General features: G+C 73.6%; 13 protein-coding genes and 21 pseudogenes. 22 read left to right on the top strand and 12 right to left on the bottom strand.

What is annotated here, in order from left to right:
* Nucleotides 1-78 precede the first annotated feature (78 nt).
* The 3 genes and pseudogenes from UK94_RS28045 to UK94_RS68080 form a co-directional block, all read right to left on the bottom strand.
* Nucleotides 79-1,070, bottom strand: a pseudogene (locus UK94_RS28045) (PP2C family protein-serine/threonine phosphatase); the annotation flags it as partial.
* 315 nt (nt 1,071-1,385) lie between these two features.
* A pseudogene (locus tag UK94_RS68085) lies at nt 1,386-1,629 on the bottom strand (hotdog fold domain-containing protein); the annotation flags it as partial.
* Nucleotides 1,630-2,067: 438 nt separating this feature from the next.
* Nucleotides 2,068-2,385 carry a PaaI family thioesterase gene (locus UK94_RS68080; RefSeq protein ID WP_268761688.1) on the bottom strand — a complete coding sequence of 106 codons (318 nt, stop codon included), beginning with the start codon at nt 2,383-2,385 and terminating at the stop codon, nt 2,068-2,070.
* Between the two features lie 383 nt (nt 2,386-2,768).
* Between UK94_RS68080 and UK94_RS76590 the strand changes: the two are divergent.
* The 3 genes and pseudogenes from UK94_RS76590 to UK94_RS68065 form a co-directional block, all read left to right on the top strand.
* A pseudogene (locus UK94_RS76590) lies at nt 2,769-3,189 on the top strand (hypothetical protein); the annotation flags it as partial.
* Between the two features lies 1 nt (nt 3,190).
* A pseudogene (locus UK94_RS68070) lies at nt 3,191-3,728 on the top strand (acyltransferase); the annotation flags it as partial.
* A 1-nt stretch (nt 3,729) separates the two neighbouring features.
* A partial coding sequence (locus UK94_RS68065; RefSeq protein WP_235490293.1) for an acyltransferase family protein occupies nt 3,730-4,223 on the top strand: 494 nt, incomplete at its 5' end.
* A 29-nt stretch (nt 4,224-4,252) separates the two neighbouring features.
* Here UK94_RS68065 and UK94_RS28025 read toward each other — a convergent pair.
* The gene (locus UK94_RS28025) at nt 4,253-5,014 is read right to left on the bottom strand and encodes a 3-hydroxyacyl-CoA dehydrogenase (RefSeq protein WP_011605894.1); all 762 of its coding nucleotides are present in this window, start codon (nt 5,012-5,014) and stop codon (nt 4,253-4,255) included.
* Nucleotides 5,015-5,479: 465 nt separating this feature from the next.
* On the opposite strand from UK94_RS28025, the pseudogene UK94_RS68060 reads away from it, so the two are divergent.
* The 4 genes and pseudogenes from UK94_RS68060 to UK94_RS28015 all read left to right on the top strand — a co-directional run.
* Nucleotides 5,480-5,622 (top strand): annotated as a pseudogene (locus UK94_RS68060) (oxidoreductase); the annotation flags it as partial.
* Nucleotide 5,623: 1 nt separating this feature from the next.
* The coding region (locus UK94_RS28020; protein WP_235490291.1) for an aldo/keto reductase at nt 5,624-6,406 on the top strand (783 nt) is incomplete at its 5' end.
* Nucleotides 6,403-6,725: pseudogene (locus tag UK94_RS68055) on the top strand (enoyl-CoA hydratase-related protein); the annotation flags it as partial. The gene UK94_RS28020 and the pseudogene UK94_RS68055, both read left to right, overlap by 4 nt.
* Before the next feature lies 1 nt (nt 6,726).
* Nucleotides 6,727-7,251, top strand: a 525-nt coding sequence (locus tag UK94_RS28015; protein ID WP_235490289.1) for an enoyl-CoA hydratase-related protein, incomplete at its 5' end; no start/stop codon positions are given.
* Between the two features lie 72 nt (nt 7,252-7,323).
* On the opposite strand, the pseudogene UK94_RS28010 reads toward UK94_RS28015, so the two are convergent.
* Both UK94_RS28010 and UK94_RS68050 read right to left on the bottom strand, forming a co-directional pair.
* A pseudogene (locus UK94_RS28010) lies at nt 7,324-7,787 on the bottom strand (SnoaL-like polyketide cyclase); the annotation flags it as partial.
* A 1-nt stretch (nt 7,788) separates the two neighbouring features.
* Nucleotides 7,789-7,998 (bottom strand): annotated as a pseudogene (locus UK94_RS68050) (SnoaL-like polyketide cyclase); the annotation flags it as partial.
* Nucleotides 7,999-8,998: 1,000 nt separating this feature from the next.
* On the opposite strand from UK94_RS68050, the pseudogene UK94_RS68045 reads away from it, so the two are divergent.
* The 15 genes and pseudogenes from UK94_RS68045 to UK94_RS68005 form a co-directional block, all read left to right on the top strand.
* A pseudogene (locus UK94_RS68045) lies at nt 8,999-9,331 on the top strand (LLM class flavin-dependent oxidoreductase); the annotation flags it as partial.
* Between the two features lies 1 nt (nt 9,332).
* On the top strand, nt 9,333-10,006 hold a 674-nt coding region (locus tag UK94_RS28005), incomplete at its 5' end, for a TIGR03617 family F420-dependent LLM class oxidoreductase (protein ID WP_235490287.1).
* A pseudogene (locus tag UK94_RS28000) lies at nt 10,003-10,673 on the top strand (SDR family NAD(P)-dependent oxidoreductase); the annotation flags it as partial. The gene UK94_RS28005 and the pseudogene UK94_RS28000, both read left to right, overlap by 4 nt.
* Before the next feature lies 1 nt (nt 10,674).
* A partial coding sequence (locus tag UK94_RS68040) for an SDR family oxidoreductase (RefSeq protein WP_235490285.1) occupies nt 10,675-10,869 on the top strand: 195 nt, incomplete at its 5' end.
* A gap of 375 nt (nt 10,870-11,244) precedes the next feature.
* Nucleotides 11,245-11,452: pseudogene (locus UK94_RS68035) on the top strand (enoyl-CoA hydratase-related protein); the annotation flags it as partial.
* 1 nt (nt 11,453) lies between these two features.
* Nucleotides 11,454-11,539: pseudogene (locus UK94_RS68030) on the top strand (enoyl-CoA hydratase); the annotation flags it as partial.
* A 1-nt stretch (nt 11,540) separates the two neighbouring features.
* Nucleotides 11,541-12,024: enoyl-CoA hydratase-related protein (locus UK94_RS68025; RefSeq protein ID WP_235490283.1), on the top strand; the 484-nt coding region annotated here is incomplete at its 5' end.
* A 90-nt stretch (nt 12,025-12,114) separates the two neighbouring features.
* Complete coding sequence (locus tag UK94_RS27990; RefSeq protein WP_011605886.1) at nt 12,115-12,978, top strand: enoyl-CoA hydratase; 864 nt, start codon at nt 12,115-12,117, stop codon at nt 12,976-12,978.
* Entirely contained in the window at nt 12,975-14,060 is a 1,086-nt protein-coding gene (locus tag UK94_RS27985) for a phosphotransferase family protein (RefSeq protein WP_055752183.1), read from the top strand. The genes UK94_RS27990 and UK94_RS27985 overlap by 4 nt, the downstream gene beginning before the upstream one ends.
* A gap of 30 nt (nt 14,061-14,090) precedes the next feature.
* On the top strand, nt 14,091-15,320 hold the full coding sequence (locus UK94_RS27980) for an acyl-CoA dehydrogenase (RefSeq protein WP_055752182.1): 1,230 nt from the start codon (nt 14,091-14,093) through the stop codon (nt 15,318-15,320).
* 119 nt (nt 15,321-15,439) lie between these two features.
* On the top strand, nt 15,440-16,570 hold the full coding sequence (locus UK94_RS27975; RefSeq protein WP_231861146.1) for a CaiB/BaiF CoA-transferase family protein: 1,131 nt from the start codon (nt 15,440-15,442) through the stop codon (nt 16,568-16,570).
* A 15-nt stretch (nt 16,571-16,585) separates the two neighbouring features.
* Nucleotides 16,586-16,920, top strand: a pseudogene (locus UK94_RS68020) (thioesterase family protein); the annotation flags it as partial.
* Between the two features lies 1 nt (nt 16,921).
* A pseudogene (locus UK94_RS68015) lies at nt 16,922-17,349 on the top strand (thioesterase family protein); the annotation flags it as partial.
* A 194-nt stretch (nt 17,350-17,543) separates the two neighbouring features.
* Nucleotides 17,544-18,008: pseudogene (locus UK94_RS68010) on the top strand (enoyl-CoA hydratase/isomerase family protein); the annotation flags it as partial.
* Nucleotide 18,009: 1 nt separating this feature from the next.
* A partial coding sequence (locus UK94_RS68005) for an enoyl-CoA hydratase-related protein (RefSeq protein ID WP_235490281.1) occupies nt 18,010-18,392 on the top strand: 383 nt, incomplete at its 5' end.
* A 6-nt stretch (nt 18,393-18,398) separates the two neighbouring features.
* Here the strand turns inward: UK94_RS68005 and UK94_RS68000 are convergent.
* The 6 pseudogenes from UK94_RS68000 to UK94_RS67975 form a co-directional block, all read right to left on the bottom strand.
* Nucleotides 18,399-19,021, bottom strand: a pseudogene (locus UK94_RS68000) (enoyl-CoA hydratase-related protein); the annotation flags it as partial.
* A 1-nt stretch (nt 19,022) separates the two neighbouring features.
* Nucleotides 19,023-19,129: pseudogene (locus tag UK94_RS67995) on the bottom strand (enoyl-CoA hydratase); the annotation flags it as partial.
* Nucleotide 19,130: 1 nt separating this feature from the next.
* Nucleotides 19,131-20,107 (bottom strand): annotated as a pseudogene (locus UK94_RS67990) (acetyl-CoA acetyltransferase); the annotation flags it as partial.
* A 1-nt stretch (nt 20,108) separates the two neighbouring features.
* Nucleotides 20,109-20,224, bottom strand: a pseudogene (locus UK94_RS67985) (hypothetical protein); the annotation flags it as partial.
* A gap of 1 nt (nt 20,225) precedes the next feature.
* Nucleotides 20,226-20,777, bottom strand: a pseudogene (locus UK94_RS67980) (acetyl-CoA acetyltransferase); the annotation flags it as partial.
* An 88-nt stretch (nt 20,778-20,865) separates the two neighbouring features.
* A pseudogene (locus UK94_RS67975) lies at nt 20,866-21,550 on the bottom strand (CoA transferase); the annotation flags it as partial.
* Between the last annotated feature and the right edge of the window lies 1 nt (nt 21,551).

Here is a 21,551-nt window from a genome sequence, read left to right as displayed (position 1 = left end):
GGGGAGGCGGCCGTCGACGGGGAGGCGGCCGTCGACGGGGAGGCGGCCGTCGACGGGGAGGCGGCCGTCGACGGGGGATCAGCCGCCCGGTGGGCCTCGGCGCAGCCGGCCCGCCGGGCGGGGCAGCTCGGCGGCCAGCAGGGCCACGTCGTCGTTCAGGGTCGAGCGGGTCCACGCCCGCACATGGTCGACCAGGTCGGCGACGGACTCCTCCAGTGTGCCGCGGGACAGCGCGGCCTGTACCGCGGGCAGCAGCGGGAAGAACCGGCCGGTCGTGGGGTCGCGGGCCTCGGTGACGCCGTCGGTGTAGAGCAGCAGGCGATCCCCGGGCAGCAGCATGACCTCGATCGTGTTCTCGGCGATGCCCCCGCCGCCCCCGTCGGCGCCCGTAGGGCCGCTGAGCAGGCCCAACGGCGGCAGCCGGATCGGGACGCAGAGCAGGCTCGCCCGCCCGGCACGCACCAGCACCGGGTCGGGATGGCCCGCGTTGGCCAGCCACAGCCGCTGGCCGTCGATCTGCCCGACCACCGCGGTGACGAAGTCGTCGAGCCCGCAGACCTCGGCGACCTCGTCGTTCAGACCGGCCAGCACCGCGGGCAGGTCGTCCGCGGATCGGCTGACGATCCGGAAGCAGCCCAGCACCCGGCTGGCGATGCGCACCGCGTCGAGGCCCTTGCCGCGCACGTCGCCGACGAGCAGCCGGGTGCCCCACGCGGTGTCGACGACCTCGTACAGATCCCCGCCGATGCGCGCCTCGGCCGCGGCGCTCTCGTAGCGCACCGCGAAGCGCAGGTCCCCCGACGAGCGCGGCACCGCGGCGAGGATCGACTGCTGGGCCACCTCCGCCACCCGGGTGACGTTCTGCAGCTTCGTCTCCCGTCGGGTGTTGTACCGGCTGACCAGCACCGCCAGCACGCCGCCCACGGCGACCCCGCCGAGGCGCACCATCTGGGCGGTCGGGCCGCCATCGTTCTGACCGAACAGATGATCGTAAATGCCGAGCATGACTCCCACGCCGATGGCCAGCACCCCGTACAGCGCGGTCAGCCGAGGGCCACCGAACGTGGCGGNAAGCATCGGGCTCAGCACCGCCAGCTCCAGGACTGTCCACTCCCGGTTGCTCAGTTCCAACGCGGCGACCCCGGCCAGCATGAGCAGTGGCAGCAGCGCGGCGAACCAGCGCCCCGCCCTGGAGGACAGCGCCGTCAACGGGGGGCACCGCCGGACCGGGGGNCGGGCCGCAGCCAACCTGGGCCGAGCCGGTGAGGGGGCCACGTGCCGCGGTCGAGCCTCATGCTGCCTCAACTACCCCCTCGCCGTGGGGCTGAAGCAGAATCCCAGCTCAGCCGGGGTGAACGCGGCGAGCGGGGGCGGTCAGGGNTGGNCGGGGCGCAGCGCCACGAACAGCCCCTCGGCGTCCGCGGTGACGTCGCCCTCGGGATCGCGGATCGTCCCGACGAGGTAGCGCTTGCGGCCTTCCTCCCGGTCGAAGTGGGCCTCCACCCGCAACTCCGGGCCGACGGGGGTGATCTTGCGGTAGTTCACGTGCAGGTAGGCCGTCCGGGAGGGGCTACGGCCGCCGGTGTTCGCCAGCCGGCCCAGCACCTCGTCGAACAGCAGCGGAAGGCTNCCGCCGTGCGCTGCGCCGTTGCCGCCCAGGTAGAAGCGTCCGAACACGACCCGGCCCGAAACCCGGTCGTTGCCCTCGACGTCGACGTGGAAGGCCGGTGCCAGCGCCTGCGCCCGGCCCGGAAGGCCTCTCATCTGGCCGGTGAGCTGCTCGGACTCGCCCACGGTGAACGGGCTGAGCAACCGGGTGATCTCCTCGAGGTTCTCCCGGGCCTTGCGGGCGACGTCCTCCGGCGGCCGGGCGCCGGTGATCGTCTCCTGCGCCGCGCGCAGTGCCTCGATCAGGCCGACGAACTCGGGGTGCTCCGCGGGCGGCACGTCATGGCCCCACGCGTGTCTCGCCCTTGCCACCGTTTCCTCCACTCCTCGAGCCGCCCGCGAAGGCTCGCTCACTGTCGGTGTCGGTGTCCCGTCCGGCCTGCCCGGCCGCGAGGGCGATCAGGGCTGGCCGGGGCGCAACGCGACGAACAGTCCCTCGGCATCGACGGTGAGGTCGCCCTCGGGGTCGTGGATCGTCCCGACCACGAAGCGCTTGCGGCCCTCCACCCGGTCGACGTGGGCCTCGACACGCAGCTCCTGCCCGACCGGGGTGATCTTGCGGTAGTTGACCTGCAGGTAGGCGGTGCGGGAGGTGCCTCGCCCGCCGTCGTTCGCCAGCCGGCCCAGCACGTCGTCGAAGAACAGCGGGATGCTGCCGCCGTGCGCGGCGCCGTTGCCGCCCAGGTAGTAACGCCCGAGTACCAGCCGGCCCCGCACGTGCTCGGTGCTGCTCTCGTCGACGTGGAGAACCGGCGCGAGCGCCTGGGCGTGGCCGGGCTCGGTGATCAGGTAGCCGGCGAGCTGCTCGGCCTCGCTCACCGTGAACGGCGCGAGCAACCGGGTCACCTCCTCCAGCCCCTCCCGGGCCTTGCGGGCGACGTCCTCGGGCGGGNTGGCGCCGGTGATCGTGTCCTGGGCCGCGCGCAGCGCCTCGACGAGGTCGACGAACTCGCGGTGCTCCGCGGCCGACTTCACCGCGCTGCCGGCATCTCTCCCGTCCGCCACCGTGTTCCTCCCGTCGTCGGGCCGCGCACCCCGCAGCACGACCGTCTGTTCCACCTTTGCCTGCCAGGACGCCCGATGCGCGCACTCGGGGCGAGATGTCCGGCACAGCACGGCCACGGAAGACCGGCCGGGCCCTTCGGGCGCATTCCGCCTGGGTCGAGCCCGTTTCGGGCGAACGAACGTTAGAGTGCCGCTTGTGTCGCGTCGCACACGACCGGCGGTGCCGTCGGGCCGCGGGGTGCGGGCGCCGCGGCCCGCGTCGGCGGGATCCGCGCACGTCAGATCGTTCTGTCCTGGGGGTGGCTGGAATGATGCCTGAATCCGGTGGTTCACCGGGAGTTCCGCGGGCCGCGGGGTACAACCCGGCCCTCGACGGCCTGCGGGCGCTCGCCGTCCTCGCGGTGCTCGGCTTCCACATGAACGTCCTGTCCGGCGGGTTTCTCGGCGTCGACGTGTTCCTCGTGCTCAGCGGCTTCCTGATCACGGGGCTGCTGCTGGCCGAGCGGGACCGCACGGNCAGCGTCTCCCTGGCCCGGTTCTACGTGCGGCGTGCCTTCCGGCTGCTGCCGGCGTTCGGCGTCTTCGTCGCGGTCGGCGCGGTGCTCGTCGTCGCGGTGAAGAACCGGGCCGACCAGTGGGACTTCCTGGACAACGCGGTCAGCTCGCTGCTCTACGTCAACAACTACTACCGGGTGTTCCGGCCGGACTCCGGCGGCGCCTGGTTCGGCCACACCTGGTCGCTGTCGCTGGAGGAGCAGTTCTACCTGATCTGGCCGGCGGTGCTGGTCCTGCTGTGCCGGCGCCCGGCGGCCCGGCGGCGGCTGCCGGCGATCCTCACCGCCGCGGCGGTCGCCGTGTTCGTCTGGCGGGAGATCCTCATCGCCGCCGGGGTGAGCGACGCCCGGATCTACTTCGGCCTGGACACCCGCGCCGACGCGTTGCTCGTCGGGGCCGCCCTCGCCGCCTGGGGGTGGGTCGGGCCGCGGTTGCCGGGGCCGGCGGACCCGGGCGGGGCCCGGCTGCACGGTTTCGCCGGCGCGGTGCGGCTGGCCGATNTCGCGGCGCGCCTGCGCGGCGCCTCCGGGGTGATTCTGCCGGTCGCCGGGCCGGTGGCGCTGGCGGCGCTGGTGGGGCTCGCCTTCGTCGCTCCCGAGCCGGGGCACGGGATCACCGCGTTGGACCTGGGCGGCTTCACCGGTGTCGCGCTGCTCGCCGGGGTGGTCGTGGTGTCCCTCGACCGGTGCCGGCAGGCCCCGCTCGCGGTCGTGCTCGGCAGTGCGCCGATGGCCTGGTTCGGCCGCATCTCCTACGGGTTCTACCTCTGGCACTTCCCGGTCGCCGGCACCGTCCGCGACCGCCTCGGCGACCGCGTCGACACGCCGGCCCAGGTGCTGATCGCCATCGCGCTGAGCACCGCGCTCGCCGCCGGCTCCCACTATCTGGTCGAACGGCCGGCGCAGCGGCGGCGGCCGCGCTGGGCGGCGAGCCCCGTGGTCCCCGCCCAGCGTCGCCCCGACCAGGCCGTCCCCGCCGCCGGGCCGGTGGCCTAGCCACCCGCCCCGGCGGGCGGTAGGGCGATCTACTTCGGCGCCATCCGGATCGCGCCGTCGAGGCGGATCGTCTCGCCGTTGAGCATCGGGTTGGCGATGATCTGGGTGGCGAGCAGGCCGTACTCGTCGGGGGAGCCCAGCCGGGAGGGGTGCGGCACCTGCTGGCCGAGGGAGATGCGGGCCGGCTCCGGCAGGGAGGCGAGCAGCGGGGTGTCGAACAGGCCGGGGGCGATCGTGACCACGCGGATCTTCAGGTTGGCCAGGTCGCGGGCGATCGGCAGGGTCATGCCGACGATGCCGCCCTTGGAGGCGGAGTAGGCCGCCTGGCCGATCTGACCCTCGAACGCCGCCACCGACGCGGTGTTGATGATGACGCCGCGCTCGCCCTCGATCTCCTCGACCTGGCTGATCCGCTCCGCCGCGAGCCGGATGACGTTGAACGAGCCGATCAGGTTGACCCGCACCACCCGCTCGAAGAGGTCGAGCGGGAACGGCCCCTGCTTGCCCAGCGTCTTCGCGGCGTTGCCGATGCCCGCGCAGTTGACGGCGATCCGCAGCGGGCCGAGCTCGGCGGCCGCGTCCAACGCGGCGGTGACGTCCTCGGGCGAGGTGACGTCACCGGGGCTGAAGCGCACGGCGCTGCCGAGCTTCTCCGCGACCGCGGCACCGTTGGAGCTCGGGAGATCGAGCAGGACGACGCTCGCGCCGGCGTCGACGAGCCGGGTGGCGGTGGCGAGGCCGAGGCCGGACGCCCCGCCGGTCACCACTGCGACTGAATCCGCGATCTGCACGTGAGTTCCTCTCGGAAGGACGGTGGCTCGGCGCCGGCCGGGCCACGGGTGCGTCGGCCCGGCCGTCGGCAGGCGGGGCCCGCGACGAAGGGACCGATTAATAGTGTAAACAGTAAAATGTATTGCCGTGCCTGTCGTCGCCCCGGGACGGCGGGGCGGAGCGGTGCGGTGCGGTGCGGGGTCGTGCGGGTTGACAGGCCGGAATCCGCGTTCTGGTAGTTAACTTAGTGCTCTAATAGCGGGGTGTGCACCTGGTTGCCGATCCGTCGCGGCGCGCCGCGACGGATCGTCCCCCGGCCGCGGCGGCACCCGCCGGCACGCCGTCCCGGACGGGCCGCGCGGGCTGGCGAACGAACCGTCGACCACCTGACGTACGGTCCCACATCGCCCCGTTTGGTGCCGCTGTCGGGCGAACGGCCCCGGGACCCGCAGCCATCCCGCCAGCGAGAGGCTCGTGATCGAGACATGGCCCACCGCACCCTCGACGACACCACGACCGGCACGTTCCGCCTGGCCGGCCACACCGTGCGCCGCCTCGGCTTCGGCGCCATGCGGATCTCCGGCGCCCGCAACGCCGAGGGGGTCCGCGACCGCGCGCAGGCCGTCGCNCTCACCCGCCGGGTGTACGAGCGCGGCGTCAACCTGATCGACACCGCGAACATCTACGGGTACGGCGAGTCCGAGGAGATCATCGCCGAGGCGCTGTACCCGTACCCCGACGACCTGCTCATCACCACGAAGGCGGGCTTCCGGCCGGGAAAGATCGCCCCGGGAGCGACGAGCCTGCCGCCGCTGGGCCGCCCCGAGCACATCCGGGCCGAGTGCGAGAAGAGCCTGCGCCGGCTGCGGGTCGAGGCCATCGATCTTTATCAGGTGCACGTGCCCGACCCCCAGGTGCCCTACGAGGACACCGTCGGTGCCTTCCTCGACCTTCAGCGGGAGGGCAAGGTCCGCCACATCGGCGTGTCGAACGTGACACCCGAGCAGCTCGCGCTCGCCCGCTCGCTCGGCGAGGTGGTCAGCGTGCAGAACCGGTACAACGCCGGAGACCGGACGGCGGAGGCGGTGCTGGCCGTCTGCGAGCGCGACGGGCTCGCCTTCCTGCCGTGGGCACCGGTGCTGGTCGGCGAGCGCCTCGGCGCGGTACTCGACGCCATCGCCGCCGCCCGTGAGGCGGACGCCGCGCAGGTCGCGCTCGCCTGGCTGCTGCGGCGCTCCCCGGTGCTGCTGCCCATTCCCGGCACGTCGAAGGTCCGTCATCTCGACGCCAACGTCGACGCCGCCTGGGTCGCGCTCACCGACGACGAGGTGGCCGCGATCGGCGCCGCGAGCTCCGCCCCCGCCCAGGCCAGGGCCGGGGGCGGCGGCCCGGTGGTAGGTGGGAGCCGGTGAGTGGCCCGGCCGCGGACCGGCCCGAGCCGCCGCTGGTGGACCGGCCCGAGCCTTTGCTGGTGGACCGGTCCGGGCCGCTGCTGGTGGAGCGGCGTGGTCCGGTGCTGCTGCTGACGCTGCACCGCCCGGCCGTGCGCAACGCGCTGAACGTCGCGACCCGGCAGGCGTTGATGGCGGCACTGACCGAGGCCGAGGGGGACGACGCGGTGGTCGCGGTGGTGCTGACCGGCACCGATCCCGCGTTCACCGGGGGGGTCGACCTGACCGAGGCGCTCGGCCCCGGCCCGAAGCCGCGCGGGGTGCGTTCGCTCAACCCGGCNGCGACCCTGCGGGCGATGACGAAGCCGGTGGTCGCCGCGGTGAACGGCACGTGCGTTACCGGCGGCTTGGAGGTGCTGCTGAGCTGCTCGTTCGCGGTGGCCTCCGAGCGGGCCCGTTTCGCCGACACGCATGCCCGGGTCGGCCTGGTGCCCGGCTGGGGGCTCAGCGCCCTGCTGCCGCGGGCGGTCGGAACGCGCTGGGCGCGCCGGCTCACCGCGACCGGCGAGCAGATCGACGCCGCCACGGCGCTGCGCATCGGCCTGGTTACCGAGGTGGTGGCGCACAAGGCGGTGGTGACGCGGGCGGTGGAGCTCGCGGCGGCAACCGCGCGGACGAGCCGGCGCGCGCTGGCCGCCGCCTGGGAGCTGTACGCCGAGGGCGAGGGCAGGTCGCTGGCCGACGCGCTGGCCCGCGAGGCGGGCACGGCCCGGCACTGGCGGGTCGATCCGCAGGAGGCCCAGGACCGGTTCACCGCCGTGATCGACACCGCCAGGCCTGCCGGTACCGCCCGCCCGCCCGCTTGAGGGCGGACCGTCTGAGCGTGGACCGTCGAGGGTGGACCGCGGCGCCCCCGGCCGGGCGCCGCGGTGCGGTTCCTACTGGTGGGCGTGCGGGTTGGGTGCGAGCTGACCGCGGGCGAGCCGGCCCAGGAAATCAGTGTTGTCGTAGAAGTGCTGGGTATCGGTGAGGCGCAGGTCGTCGGTCACGTGGGCGACCGTCACGCCGTACATCTCGATGCGCTCGCCGGTGGGCTCGACTCCCTTGTAGGGACCGCTGAAGGTGCCCCAGTGCCGCCACTTGAAAGTGATCACGGGCGGCGGCGAGTAGACCTCCAGGACCTCCCAGAAGAAGCCCCCGGGGAATGCCTCGTGGAACACGTCGTGCGACGACTCGAAGGATTCCTCGGTGGCCGAGTAGTACGGGTTCTCCCCGATCAGGACGTTGTAGCTGCCCCGCTCGGCCAGCTCGGCGCTGCCCACCCCGGGTCCGCCGTTGACGCTGACCCTGACCTTGTCGGCGACCATGCTGACCCACTCGGACGGGTTCTTCTTGTGGGACANCTCCATCTCGAAGACCTGGACGACCCGCTCCACGATGTCGGCGAGTGAACCGGGCTCGTGGTGCACGGAGCGTTCCGCCGGCATGGTCTGGTGGGACAGGTGGTAATCCGGGGGCTCTCCGTCACGCCAGGTCACGCCCTGTGATGCGGCGATCACCGCATCTCGACCCTGCACGTGCAGCGGCTGAGCTGCCGCGGCGTTGTCGGTCACGCCGTCGTCCTCCGATTGTCGGAAACGCGGAATCATGGGATCTGCGGCCGCGCAGACGTCTCGCGGCCACTTTGCGGAGGGGATTGCGGCCGGTAATCACCCCGGCCCGAGTGTCGATGACTGATCGACATGAACATCCTACATTTGTGGNGGGCCGGCCAGTAATAGGGGCGAAAGTCCGACCGGGGGCAGCTACCCGCGGTAATCCAGGTGCGAGCTAGCATCGGCGCGCTTCGCCGGTCGATTCACCGAGGGCCGCTCTTCAAGCCTGGCATATACCCTGCTCAGGCGGTTATGTCGCCATCCGCGGACGGCGCGCCGGCGTTCGGCGGGCGGCGCGCGGCCGTGCCGACACAGAACCAGATGGACACCGCGCGTGTCGAAGGTCGCCCGCGACGGCACCTTCGTCCTACCCGCGAATCAGGTAAAGCGGTGTGGTCGCGGGCGTCGCGGAGGGCCAGCCGGCCCCCCGCCGGGAGGCGGCCCGGCCTGCCCTGGCTGAGCGGTATGGCCTGCCCCGGTCGGGTGGTCCGGCCTGCCCCGGTCGGGTGGTCCGTCCTGGCCGGAGGGCGTATCCACCTCCGACCAGGGGGGCGTGCGGACTGCCCCGGCCCGAGCTCCAACTCTGGCGATCATGACGTTCGGTGGAGTCGTGCCGTCGGGCGGGGATGACGACCCGCCTCCAGGCGGTGGCAGCCGTCATCGAATACCTAGTAAACTATGTCGGCGGGGTAGGGGTGTGAGTTCTCCGGGTGTGGCGGCTGTGGCCGGTCCACCGGTGGCGCCGCGCGGCTCCCGGTTGGAGGCACCGCCTGGAATCGTCCGGGTGCTGTCGGTATCGATCGGCGTGGTTGGCCGTGGGTGCGCGCGTCGCACGGCGGATCGGCGTCGTCAAAGAGCACTTGGTGAACTACGTCGGCAGGTCATCTGGCGGCCCCTGGCGGCATGATGAGACGGGCGCGGCGGTCGTCGACAGGCCCCGCCATCAGGAGGAGAGCGGATGAAGATCGACGCAAACCTGTCGGACGACCTCGCGGCGACGCCGGCGGGCGCGGCGCGTATCGAGAAGGAGGGCTACGCGGGCATCTGGGTGGGGGAGACCCGCCACGACCCGTTCCTGCAGACGCTGCAGGCGACCAACGCGACCTCGACCGCGAGCGTCGGCACGTCGATCGCGATCGCCTTCGCGCGGACCCCGATGACGCTGGCCTACCTCGGCTACGACCTGGCCCAGTACAGCGAGGGCCGGTTCATCCTGGGCCTGGGCTCGCAGATCAAGCCGCACATCGAGAAGCGGTTCTCGATGACCTGGTCGCACCCGGCCGCCCGGATGNGCGAGCTGGTCCTGGCCACCCGGGCGATCTGGGACTCCTGGCAGAACGGCACCAAGCTCGCCTTCCGCGGCGACTTCTACACCCACACCCTCATGACGCCGTTCTTCGCGCCGTCGCCGCACTCCTACGGCCCACCGCCGGTGTACCTCGCCGGCGTCGGCGAGGGGATGACCGAGGTCGCCGGCGAGGTGGCCGACGGCTTCTTCGTCCACCCGTTCAGCACGAAGAAGTACCTCGAGGAGGTCACCCTCCCGGCCCTGCTGCGCGGGCGGGCGAAGGCCGGCAGGGCCGATCTGGACGGCTTCGCGATCGCCGGGCCGTCGTTCGTGACGGTCGGGCGCACCGAGGAGGAGTTGGCGGCGGCGGTCTTCGGGACCAAGAAGCAGATCGCCTTCTACGCCTCCACCCCGGCCTACAAGGCCGTCCTCGACGTGCACGGCTGGGGCGACCTGCAGCCGGAGCTCACCAACCTGTCCAAGCGCGGCGAGTGGGACGGCATGGCCGACCTCATCAGCGACGAAATCCTGCACACGTTCTCGGTCGTCGGGACGCCGGAGGAGGTCGGCAAGGGCCTCATCGCGAAGATCAGCGGCATCTACACCCGGACGGCCTTCTACGACACCTGGAAGGCCGACCCGGCGGTGTGGCCCCTGCTGCTCGACGCGACGCGATGACCCGTCCCACCGCGACCGCTCGTCCCACCGCGACCGCCGGTCCCGTTCCGACGGACCGTCCCGCGGCGGCGGGCCCGAGCCCCGAGCCGGCGGACGTCGCCTCGTTCGACCTGCGGGGCCAGGTCTCGCTCGTCACCGGGGGCAACGGCGGGATCGGCCTGGGCATCGCCGAGGCGCTGGCCGCCGCCGGGGCGGACGTCGTCATCCTCGGCACGAACGAGCGTAAGAACGCCGCCGCGGAGCAGACCCTCGCCGCGCACGGCGGCAAGGTGCTCGCGCTGCGCTGCGACGTCGGGAACGAGGCGCAGGTCATCGACGCGTTCGAGCAGGCGGTCGGTGTGTTCGGACGGATCGACTCCTGCTTCGCGAACGCCGGCATCGGCGGGGAGCCGATGCGCTTCACCGACCTGACTCTCGACCAGTGGCACCAGGTGCTGCGGATCAACCTGGACGGGGTGTTCCTCACCTTCCGCACCGCGGCCCGGCACATGGTCGCCGCCGGCGCGGGAGGCAGCCTCGTCGCGGTGTCGAGCATCATCGGGACCAACCGTGGCTTCGCCCGGACCCAGGCGTACGGCACCGCGAAGGCGGCGCTGTCCGGCCTGGTCCGCAGCTGCGCGGTGGAGCTGAGCCGCGACGGCATCCGGGTCAACGCGATCCTGCCCGGNTACATCCGCACCGCGCTGGCCGACGACCTGCTCGACGACGAGAAGTTCGCCGCCCGCTCGCTGCCGCGGCTGCTGGGCCGGCGCTGGGGCACCCCCGCGGACCTGGGCGGCATCGCCGTCTACCTGGCCTCGGCGGCGTCCCGGTACCAGACCGGCGAGCAGATCGTCGTCGACGGCGGCTACGTCCTGTCCTGACCCGCCGGGGCCCCACCGGGCCTCGACCCCATCCGCCCCCACGGCACCTCTGCGCCGCGGGGGCGGGTGGCCCGGGGACGCGGCCGCCGGCGTCGGCCACCTCACGGCAGGNGGTCGTGGTGCCCGCGCGCCGCGCCCCCGGAGTCGGTCGACCGTGGCCCCGTTCGGGCCGGCCACCACGGTCGATGGGGCCGTGTGGCCCTCGGTGTTGCTCGCGAAGTTAGTATACTTAGTTTACTCTTATCGAGATCAGGGTTCGGGGACCCGAGGGCAGGCCGTCGTCGGAGCGCCGAAGAGCNGTGCCGCACAGATGAGGAGTCCGCCGTGGNCCACCGCTGCTTCGAGGTCGACGTCATCGGCCGGGTCGCGCAGCTGGTGCTCAACCGGCCGGCCGCGCTCAACACGCTGCTGCCGGAGTTCTGGCGGGAGTTTCCCGACGCCGTCGGCCGGCTCAGCGACGCCGGTGACGTGCGGGCGCTGATCATCTCCTCGACCGGCCGACACTTCTGCGCCGGGATGGACCTGTCCGCGTTCGAGCACAGCGACCTGCTGTCCGGCGGCGACCCGGCGCGTGCCAACGCCGNCCGCAAGCGGCTCATCGCCCGCATGCAGGACGCCTTCACCGCGCTGGAGCGGGCCCGGATGCCGGTGCTCGCGGCCGTGCAGGGCGNCTGCCTCGGCGGCGGCCTCGATCTGATCACCGCCTGCGACCTGCGGTACGCCACCGCCGACGCCTTCTTCGTCGTCCAGGAGACCAACATCGGGATCACCGCGGACCTGGGCACCCTGCAGCGCCTGCCGACGCTCATCCCGGCCGGGGTGGCCCGGGAGCTGGCCTACACCGGACGGCGCCTGCCGGCCGCGCGGGCCCGCGAGCTCGGCCTCGTCAACGAGGTGTTCGACGACCACGACGCGCTGCTCGCGGGGGTCCGCGAGATCGCCGCCGAGATCGCCGCGCGCAGCCCGCTGGCGGTCTGGGGCAGCAAGGAGAGCCTGCTCTACGCCCGCGACCACGACGTCGCCGCCGGGCTCGACCAGATCGCGACCTGGCAGACGGGAGCCTTCCAGGCCGAGGAGGTCGCCGAGGCGATGCGCGGGCGCGCGGGCGGGCACGCCCCCGACTACCCGGACCTGCCGGCGGTCCCACCGCTCTGACCGGCGCCCCACCGCTCTGACGACCGGCGCCCACCGCTCTGACCGGCGCCCGCCGCCCGACAGCCGAACCCTTCCGAACGAGGAGCCGTCATGGTCGACGCCGATCCCGGCACCGGTGAACTCCTGGTCGAGCGGGTGGACGGGGTCGCCGTCCTCACCCTGCACCGGCCGAAGGCACGCAACGCCCTGACCGCCCGGCTGATCCGGACCCTGCGGGCGGCGCTCGCCGCGGCGGACGCCGACGACGCCGTCGACGTCGTCGTCCTCACCGGCGCCGACCCGGCGTTCTGCGCCGGCCTCGACCTCGGCGAGGTGGCCGGCAGCGGCGAGAACCTGCGCCTGGCCCAGACCCGTCCGGGCGACGCCGGCCCGCCGCCCGGTCTGCCCTGGGAGCCGACCGGCAAGCCGCTGATCGGCGCGATCAACGGTCCGGCGATCACCGGCGGCTTCGAGCTGGCGCTGCACTGCGACATCCTCATCGCCTCGCAGCGGGCGGCGTTCGCCGACACCCACACCCGGGTCGGCGTCCTGCCGAGCTGGGGAATGAGTGTCCTGCTTCCGCGGGCGGTCGGCGAGCGCCGGGCGCTGCGGATGAGCCTGTCCGGTGAGTTCCTCGACCCGGTGGCCGCCCGGGACGCGGGTCTGGTCAGCGAGGTCGTCCCGCACGACGACCTGCTGCCCGCCGCCCACCGCCTCGCCCAGCGCATCCGCGCGTCGGACCCGGCGACGCGGGTGGCGTTCCTCGCCTCCGCGCGGGCGATCGCGGCGCAGGGCACCGCCGACGCGCTGGCCGCCGAGTCGCGCGCCGCCGCCGCCTGGCTGGAACGCGGCTTCGACGCCGGCGGCGTCGCCGGCCGCCGCGCGGGCATCGTCGCCGGGAACCGAGGCCAGCTCACCGCCGCGCCCGCCGCGCCCGCCGCGCCCGCCGCCTCCGGCTCGGGGGACGCGGGGTGACCGGCGTCGACCCGCGGTTCCGACCGCCCGAGACGACGATCGCCCAGCCCTGGGACCGGGTCGCCGCCGAGCTGGCCCGTCACGGGCTGCACCTGGACACCGACGTCGCTCCCCGCCAGTTCGCCGGTGGCCTGGCGAACCTCAACTATCTGGTGTCCGTGAACGGCAGCCCCGCCGTGCTGCGCCGCCCGCCGCCCGGGCCGTCGGCGGAGGGCGCCAACGACATGGCGCGCGAGTGGCGGGTGCTGCGCCAGCTCGGCGCGGGCTACCCGCTCGCCCCGCGCGGGGTGCACTTCTGCACCGACACCGACGTTCTCGGCGCCCAGTTCCAGGTGCTGGAGTACCGCGACGGCGTCACCGTCGGCGCCACCGTGCCGCCCGCGCTCGCCGCGGCCGAGCCCGCCGGTGCCGACTCGGTTCCCGGGCGGCTGACCGCGACCCTGCTGGCGGCGATGGCAGCCCTGCACGCCCTGGACCCGGCGTCGGTCGGGCTCGGGGATCTCGGCCGGCCCGAGGGGTTCCTCGGCCGGCAGGTGGAGGGCTGGGCTCGCCGGGCCGCCGCGGTGTACCCCGACGGGCCGCCGGCCGCCGCCAGGGCGGTGATCGGCTGGCTGCGCGCCGCCGTCGTCGACGTGCCGGCGGGCGAGGCGCGCCTGATCCACGGCGACCTCAAGTTCGACAACATGCTCGTCGCCCCGGGGACCCTCGCCCCGGTCGCCGTCCTCGACTGGGACATGACGACCCGCGGCGACCCCCTGTTCGACCTGGCGGTGCTGCTGTCCTACTGGATCGAGCCGGACGACCCGCCGGCGCTGCACGAGCTGCGCCAGGTGCCCTCGCTCGAATCCGGCTTCCCGCGGCGCGAGCAGGTCGCCGCGGGCTACTTCGCCGCGGCGGGCCGCCCGCCGGCCGAGCTGGGCTTCCATCTGGCGCTGGCCCGGTTACGGCTGGCGATCGCCTGGATGCAGCTGTACCGGCGCTTCGCCGGCGATCCGGTGGCCGGCCCCCGCTACGCCGGGTTCGCGCGGATCGCCGACGCCGTGCTCGGCTGGACGGCGGACCTCACCGCCGCCCGCCCCTGACCGCATTCCGACGAGACTGCAGGGAAAATCATGATCGATTTCAGTCTTCCGCAGGAGCTGGTGGATCTTCGGGAGCGGGTGCGGTCGTTCGTCGAGAACGAGATCGTCCCGTTCGAGCGCGACCCGCGGCTGACCGCGCACGGCCCCACCGACGAGCTGCGCCAGGACCTCGTCGGCCTGGCGCGCAAGGCCGGCCTGCTGACCATCCAGGCGCCGAGGAGGTTCGGCGGCCGGGAGCTCACCCACATCGAGCAGGCGGTGGTCTACGAGGCGGCCGGCTGGTCGACGCTCGGGCCGGTGGCGATGAACTGCGCCGCGCCGGACGAGGCGAACATGGGGCTGCTGGCGAAGATCGCCGACCCGGAGCAGCAGGAGGAGTTCCTGCGGCCGGTCATTGATGGCGGGGCGCGCTCGGTGTTCGCGATGACCGAGCCGGGCGGCGCCGGCTCCGACCCGAACCAGCTGCTCACCGAGGCCGTCCGCGACGGCGACGACTTCGTGGTCAACGGGCGCAAGTGGCTGATCACCGGGGCGAACGGCGCGCTGACCTGGATCATCATGGCCCGGCTGGCCCCCGGCGCCGACGGGCTGGGCGGCCCGACGCTGTTCCTCACCCGGGGCGACACACCCGGCATCGAGGTGGAGCGGGTCATGAACACCATGGACCGCAACTACGTCGAGGGTCACGGCGTGGTGAACTTCCGCGACCTGCGCCTGCCCGCCTCGGCGGTGCTCGGCACGCCCGGCGACGCCTTCCGCTACGCCCAGCTGCGGCTCACCCCGGCCCGGCTGACCCACTGCATGCGCTGGCTGGGCGCGGCCGACCGGGCGCACAGCATCGCCGTCGAGCACGCCCGCACCCGCACGGCGTTCGGTCGCCCGATCGGGGAGCACCAGGGCGTCGGCTTCCAGCTCGCCGACAACGAGATCGCACTGGACAACTGCCGGCTGGCGATCTGGCACGCCTGCTGGCTGCTCGACCGGGGGGAGCAGGGCAGGCACGAGGCGTCGAAGGTCAAGTGCTACGTGTCCGAGGAGCTGTTCCGCGTCGCCGACCGCTGCGTGCAGGTCCTCGGCGGCATCGGGGTGACCGACGAGACCGTCGTCGAGATGATCTTCCGGGACATTCGGGCGTTCCGCCTCTACGACGGCCCGACCGAGGTGCACAAGCACGCCGTCGCCCGGCGCCTGCTGCGGGCGCGGACCACCACCCCGGCCGTCCCGGCGCCGGCGGCCTCCGGCATCCCCACCCCCGGCTGACCAGGCACCACGCGGCCGGGAACGGCATGATCCGAGCCAGGGACCTGTTTTACCCCGAAGCCGCGATCCACCCGGAAGTACTGACCCGCCNGGAAGCCGTGATCCACCCCGAAGGAGCGATGATGCCCGACCCCTCGACCCCCTCTCCCGCGGCCGCGTACGGCCCGCTGCACGGCGTGCGGGTCATCGAGCTGGCCGGCATCGGGCCGGCGCCGTTCGCGGCCACGCTGCTCACCGAGCTCGGCGCGGACGTCATCCGGGTGGACAAGCCGGCCACCGTGGGCACGCAGCCCGACTGGCTGACCCGTGGTCGACCGTCCGTCGCGCTCGACCTGAAGAACCCCGACGAGCACGCCGGTCTGCTGGACCTGATCGACGCCGCCCACGTGTTCATCGAGGGCTACCGGCCGGGGGTCACCGAGCGACTCGGCCTCGGCCCCGACGCGTTGCTCGCCCGCAACCCCGCACTGGTCTACGGCCGGATGACCGGATGGGGCCAGGAGGGTCCCTGGTCGCGCTCCGCCGGCCACGACATCAACTACGTGGCGATCACCGGGGCGCTGGGCGCCATCGGCCGGGCGGGCGGGCCGCCACAGGTGCCGCTGAACCTGGTCGGCGACTTCGGCGGCGGCGCGCTGTACCTCGTCGTCGGCATCCTCGCCGCGCTGCACGAGGCCCGCGGCTCCGGCCGGGGGCAGGTCGTCGACTGCGCCATCGTCGACGGGGTGGCGTCGCTGTCGGCGATGATGTGGTCGATGATCTCCCGCAAGGAGTGGGGCGAGCCGCGGGGCACGAACATGCTGGACACCGGCCGACCCTGGTACGACGTCTACGAGACCGCCGACGGCGGCTGGTTCTCCGTCGGCGCCATCGAGGCGCAGTTCTACGCCAGGCTCGTCGAGCTGCTGGGCCTGCCGGAGTGGGCGGACGCCCAGAACGACGCCAGCCGCTGGCCGCAGATGCGCGCGGCGTTCGCCACCGTGTTCGCCAGCCGCACCCGGGCGGAGTGGGAGCAGGTGTTCAACGGCACCGACGCCTGCGCGGCGCCGGTGCTGAGCTGGTCGGAGGCGCGCGCGCACCCGCATCTGGCCGCCCGGGAGGTGTTCGTCGACCTGGGCGACGAGGTGGCTCCGGCCCCGGCGCCGCGCTTCTCGCGCACCCCGGGGCGGGTCGCCGAGATGGGACCGGCCGTGGGCAGCTCCACCCTCGCCCAGGTGAGACAGGCCTGGGGCCTGACCACCGCCAGCTGACGCAAGGGGGCGAATGTGAGCAGCGTGCCGCCGCCGGCCGAGCCGGGGGCCTCGATTCTCGATCTGCTGGAGCTGGAGGAGCTGGACCAGGACCTCTACCGGGCCCTGACGGTGTTCGAGGACCGGTACTCCCTCTACGGCGGGCAGGTCGCCGCCCAGGCGTTGCTCGCCGCCGGACGCACGGTGCCCACCGGGCGCGTCCCGCACTCGTTGCACGGCTACTACCTGCGCAGCGGGGACGCCTCCCGGCCGACGATCTTCCGGGTGGAGCGGGACCGGGACGGCCGGTCGTTCTCCGCCCGCCGGGTCGTCGCCGTCCAGGGCGGCAAGGTCATCTTCAACATGTCGGTNTCGTTCCAGGTCCCGGAGGACGGCGCCGACCACCAGGTCGACCCGATGCCCGACGCCGGCGACCCGGACACGGCCGACCAGCTGCGCTTCGGTCGGCTGTTCTCGATCGAGGGCCGGCTGCCGAAACAGCCCTACGAGAACTCCGGGTGGCCCACCCGCGTGTGGGCGCGCAGCACCGTCGCGCTGCCCGACGACCGGCTGCTGCACGCCTGCGTCCTGACCTACCTGTCGGACACCTTCACCGGCCTCGCGGCGTTTCCCGGCGGCGCGGCCCTCTCGGGCGCGAGCCTCGACCACGCCGTCTGGTTCCACCGGCCGATCCGGATGGACGACTGGGTGCTGCTCGACCTGGTCCCGCACTCGGCGGCGGGGGGACGCGGGCTGTACTCCGGCACGATCCACACCGCCGACGGCATCCTCGGCGCGAGNCTGAGCCAGGAGGCGCTCTTCCGGGTCCACCGTGATACCAGCCGGCCGAGGCCGATGCCCCCGACGACGAGCTGACCCGACCGGGCCGGCGTCGCCCACGGCCCCCGAAGGCGCGACGCCAGCGCCGGCGATCCGAGAGGGCCGATCCGAGACGGCCTGTCCGAGACGGCCGATCCGAGCGAAGGGCGGGCCCGTGTACCTCAACGGCGATCTGTATCTGCGGGACACCGCGGCCGAGGGCCGCACGGTGCTGGTGACGCAGCCCGCGCCGGGTGTGCGCGTGCTGACGATGAACCGGCCGGAGCGGCTCAACGCACTGTCCGCGGAAATGATCCGCGACCTGCACCACGCCCTCGACGAGGTGACCGCCGACGAGGCGTGCCGGGTCGTGGTGCTGACCGGCGCCGGTCGCGGATTCTGCGCCGGGCTGGACCTGTTCAGCATGCCGGGCAAGCGGGCGGGCGAGGCCGATGCCTCCCCGCAGGCCCGCCTGCACACCCAACAGGCGATCGCGGCCCTCGTCCCCCGGCTGCGCAACCTCGCACAGCCGGTGATCGCCGCGGTGAACGGGCCGGCGGCGGGCGGCGGATTCGGCCTGGCGCTGGCCGCCGACATCCGGGTCGCCGCCACCTCCGCCCGGTTCAACGCCGCGTTCGTCNGCATCGGCCTGTCCGGCTGCGACATCGGGGTGAGCTGGCTGCTGCCCCGGCTGATCGGCGCCGGGCGGTCGCACGAGCTGCTGCTCACCGGCCGGCTCGTCGACGCCGCCGAGGCGGAGCGGCTCGGCATGGTCAGCCGGGTCGTCCCCGACGGCGAGACGCTCGACGCCGCCCTGGAGATCGCCGCGCAGATCACGGCGAACAGCCCGATGGGCGTGTGGATGACCAAGGAGGTGGCCTGGAGCCAGCTCGAGGTCGGCAGCCTGCAGGCGGGCATCGACCTGGAGAACCGCACCCAGATCATGACCGCCTTCACCCGCGACCACACCGAGCAGATCTCGGCGTTCCGCGAGAAGCGCCCGCCGACCTACACCAACGGCTGAGTGCGGTCAGCGGTTGCGCCAGTGGGGGGTGCGTTTCTCGGCGAAGGCGGTGAGGCCTTCGAGCATGTCCTCGCTGAGGAGGAGGTCGTCGAGGGCAGGGGAGTCGTGGGTGACGGCGTCGTGGGGGTCGGTGATCCCGGCGGTCTCGTTCATGATCTGCAGGGAGACGCGTACCGAGGTGGGTGAGCCGGCGAGGATGTCGGCGGCGAGCGCGCGGGCGCCGTCGAGGGCGGTGCCGGCGGGGACGATCCGGTTGACCAGGCCGTGCGCGTGGGCTTCGGTGGCGTCGAGGCGGCGGCCGGTGAGGATCATCTCGGTGGCGAGCTTCGGCGGCAGGGCGCGGGGGAGGCGGACCAGGCCGCCGGCGCCGGCGGCGAGGCCGACGCGGACTTCGGTGAGGGCGAACCGGGCGGTGGTGTCGGCGACGACGAGGTGGCAGGCGAGGGCGATTTCGCAGCCGCCGCCGAGGGCGTGGCCGTTGACGGCGGCGATGACGGGTTTGGTCAGGTCCCGGCGGCTGGTGAGCCCGGCGAAGCCGGTCAGCGGCACCGAGCCGCGTTTGCCGCTGGCTGTCCAGGTCAGGTCGTTGCCGGCGCTGAACGCGGTGTCCCCGGCACCGGTGATGATCGNGACCCACAGGTCGGGGTCGGCGAAGTAGGCGTCGAAGACCTCGGCCAGCTCGGTGTTCGCCGGCGGATGCAGCGCGTTGCGGACCTGGGGCCGGTTGATGGTGACCTNGAGGAGGTGGCCGTCTCGGCGGACGAGGATGTGCTCGTAGCCGTCGCGGAAACCAGGGCTGCGGGTGGGGAGCAGGGCGGTCAGGGCGGCGCGGCTGACGGCGGCCCGGTTGCCGTCCGCGGTGGCGCGCACGAAGATCTGTTCGCCGAACGGGGATTCGCCGGCCAGCAGGTCGAGCAGGTCGGTGTCGCCGCGGGTGGTGGTGGCGAGGAAGCGCCGGCCGTCGCGGTCGAGGCGGCCGACGATGATGCCGGTGCGCTGGCCGTCACGGCCGTGGGTGATGGTGAACGTCTCGATCGTCGCCGGGCCGTCGGCGCGGGTCGCGACCGCGACGGGTTCCCAAGAGTCGATCTCGGCCTGGAGGGTGGCGCTGTGGTCGGGCCGCCACGGTGTGGGGGTGGTGGTGTAGATGCCGACGGAGTATTTGGACAGGGAGCCGCCGTTGGCGCCGACGAGGCCGTGGGAGCCGGGGGTGGCGCGCAGCCGGGCGACGGTCTCGGCGATGGCGTGCATGGAGTAGTTGTTGCCGGCGCCGCCGAAGAACGGCAGGCCGCCGGTGAGGGTCAGCCCGCGGGGGTCGTCGGGGGCGAGGCCGAGGCCGTCGCAGACGTTGAACACGGCGATCGGGAAGCAGCTGTACAGGTCGAAGGTGCTGATCTCGTCGAGGGTGCGGCCGGCGACGTCGAGGGCGTGGCGGACGGCCATGATCGCGGCGGGGCTGGTCGAGAGGTCGGCGCGGGCGAGCAGGTCGCGTTCGCGTAGGTCGGCGTGGCCGGCCAGGAAGATCCACTTTTCGGGTGGCACGCCGAGGCGGCGGGCGGCGGCGACCGAGGTGAGCAGGACGGCGGCGCCCTGGTTGACCTGGTCGCGGGCGACGACGAACCGCGGGTAGGGGTCGGCGATCATCCGGTTGCGTTCGGTGACGGTGGCGATCTCGGTCGCGTCGCGTTCGACGGGAGCTGCGGCGTAGGGGTTGGNGGCGGCGACCGTGGTGAAGGGGGCGAACAGTTCGCCCATGGCCTGGGCGTACTCGGCGCGGGACAGTTTCAGCCTCGCCCGGCGGGCGTTCTCGAACAGGGCGTACTGGCTGGGTGNGCCGAGCAGGCCGTGGGTGGCGTGATAGCGCGACGACAGTCCGGTCAGGCCGTAGCCGCGGTCGTCGAGTTGGCCGCCGACGTGTTCGGTGAAGTCGGGCCGGTCGGGGGCGTCGGCGAGCGCCCGCGTGGTGGAGATCGCCTCCGAGCCGAACAGCAGCACGACCTCGGGCCCTGCGCCGGTCGCGATCGCCGCGGCGAACTCGTTGACGAGGTGCTGCGGCGACTGGCCGCCGACGACTTCGAGTACGGCGCGCGCGGGGTTCGCGCCGAGGCGGGCGGCGACCGAGCGTGGGTAGTTGTCCGACCGGCCCAGCGGGGCCTTCGCCCGGGCGCCGGAGATCTCGAACTGGCGGACCCCCGCCACCGTGTCGATCGCGGCCGGATCGATGCCGGCGTCCTCGACCGCCCGTCGGGCCGCCGCCGCCGCCAGCTCCACCGCGGACAGCCGCGCGTACCCGGGCCGGCCGGGCTGCTCGGCGTGCTGGCCGACCCCGACCAGCACCGGCGTCGCGGGGTCGAGGTCCAGGTCGAGGTCGTCGCGGGTGCTCATCACATCTCCTGATCGTGCCGAACGTACTGGTCACTCTGCCTGGGTCGACGGCCGCCGGCGGAGACGGACGGCTGCGGACCGGTCCCGGTCACGGCACGGGCAGGGCAGGGGACGGTGCTTCGAGCACGCCCGCGGCGACCAGTGCGTCCACCTCGGCGGGGGTCAGGCCGAGCAGGCGTTCGGCCAGCTCGCGGGTGTGCTCGGCGACCAGCGGCGCCGGGCCGGTGAGCGGGTCGGCGACGCCCCGGTAGTGGGCCTCACCACCCAGCGTCAGCAGCGGCGGCGGCAGCTGGGGCTGGTCCTGCTCGACGAGCAGGCGCCGGGCGGCGAGCTGCGGATCGGCCGGCAGCTCGTGCACCCGCAGCATCTGCCCGGCGGGCACGCCGTGTTCCTGCAGGTGGCGGGCGGCCTGCGCCGGGGTGTGGGTCGCGGTCCAGCGGCCCACCGCGGCGTTGATCTCCGCTCGGTGGGCGTCGCGGCCGGCCGCGGTGGCGAACCGGGGGTCGTCCCGCCAGCGCGGCTCGCCCACGACGTCGGCGAGCCGGCCGAACGTCGTGTCGCCGTCGCCGCCGGCGTTCACGTCGACGACGCACCACTCGTCGTCCCCGGCGCAGGCGAACAGCCCGCGTGGGGCGTCGCCGCGCCGGTCGTTGCCCTCGGCGCGGACCGACCCGGGGCGCAGGTACTCCTCGGCGAGACCCGCCCCCATCTGGTAGAAGATCGTCTCGATCTGGGCGGCGCTCACCGTGCCGCCGCGGCCGGTGCGCCGCCGGN

Source organism: Frankia sp. AvcI1 (assembly GCF_001420875.1).
In the GTDB taxonomy this organism is placed as follows: domain Bacteria; phylum Actinomycetota; class Actinomycetes; order Frankiales; family Frankiaceae; genus Frankia; species Frankia alni.
This window is presented reverse-complemented; position numbering and strand designations above follow the sequence as displayed.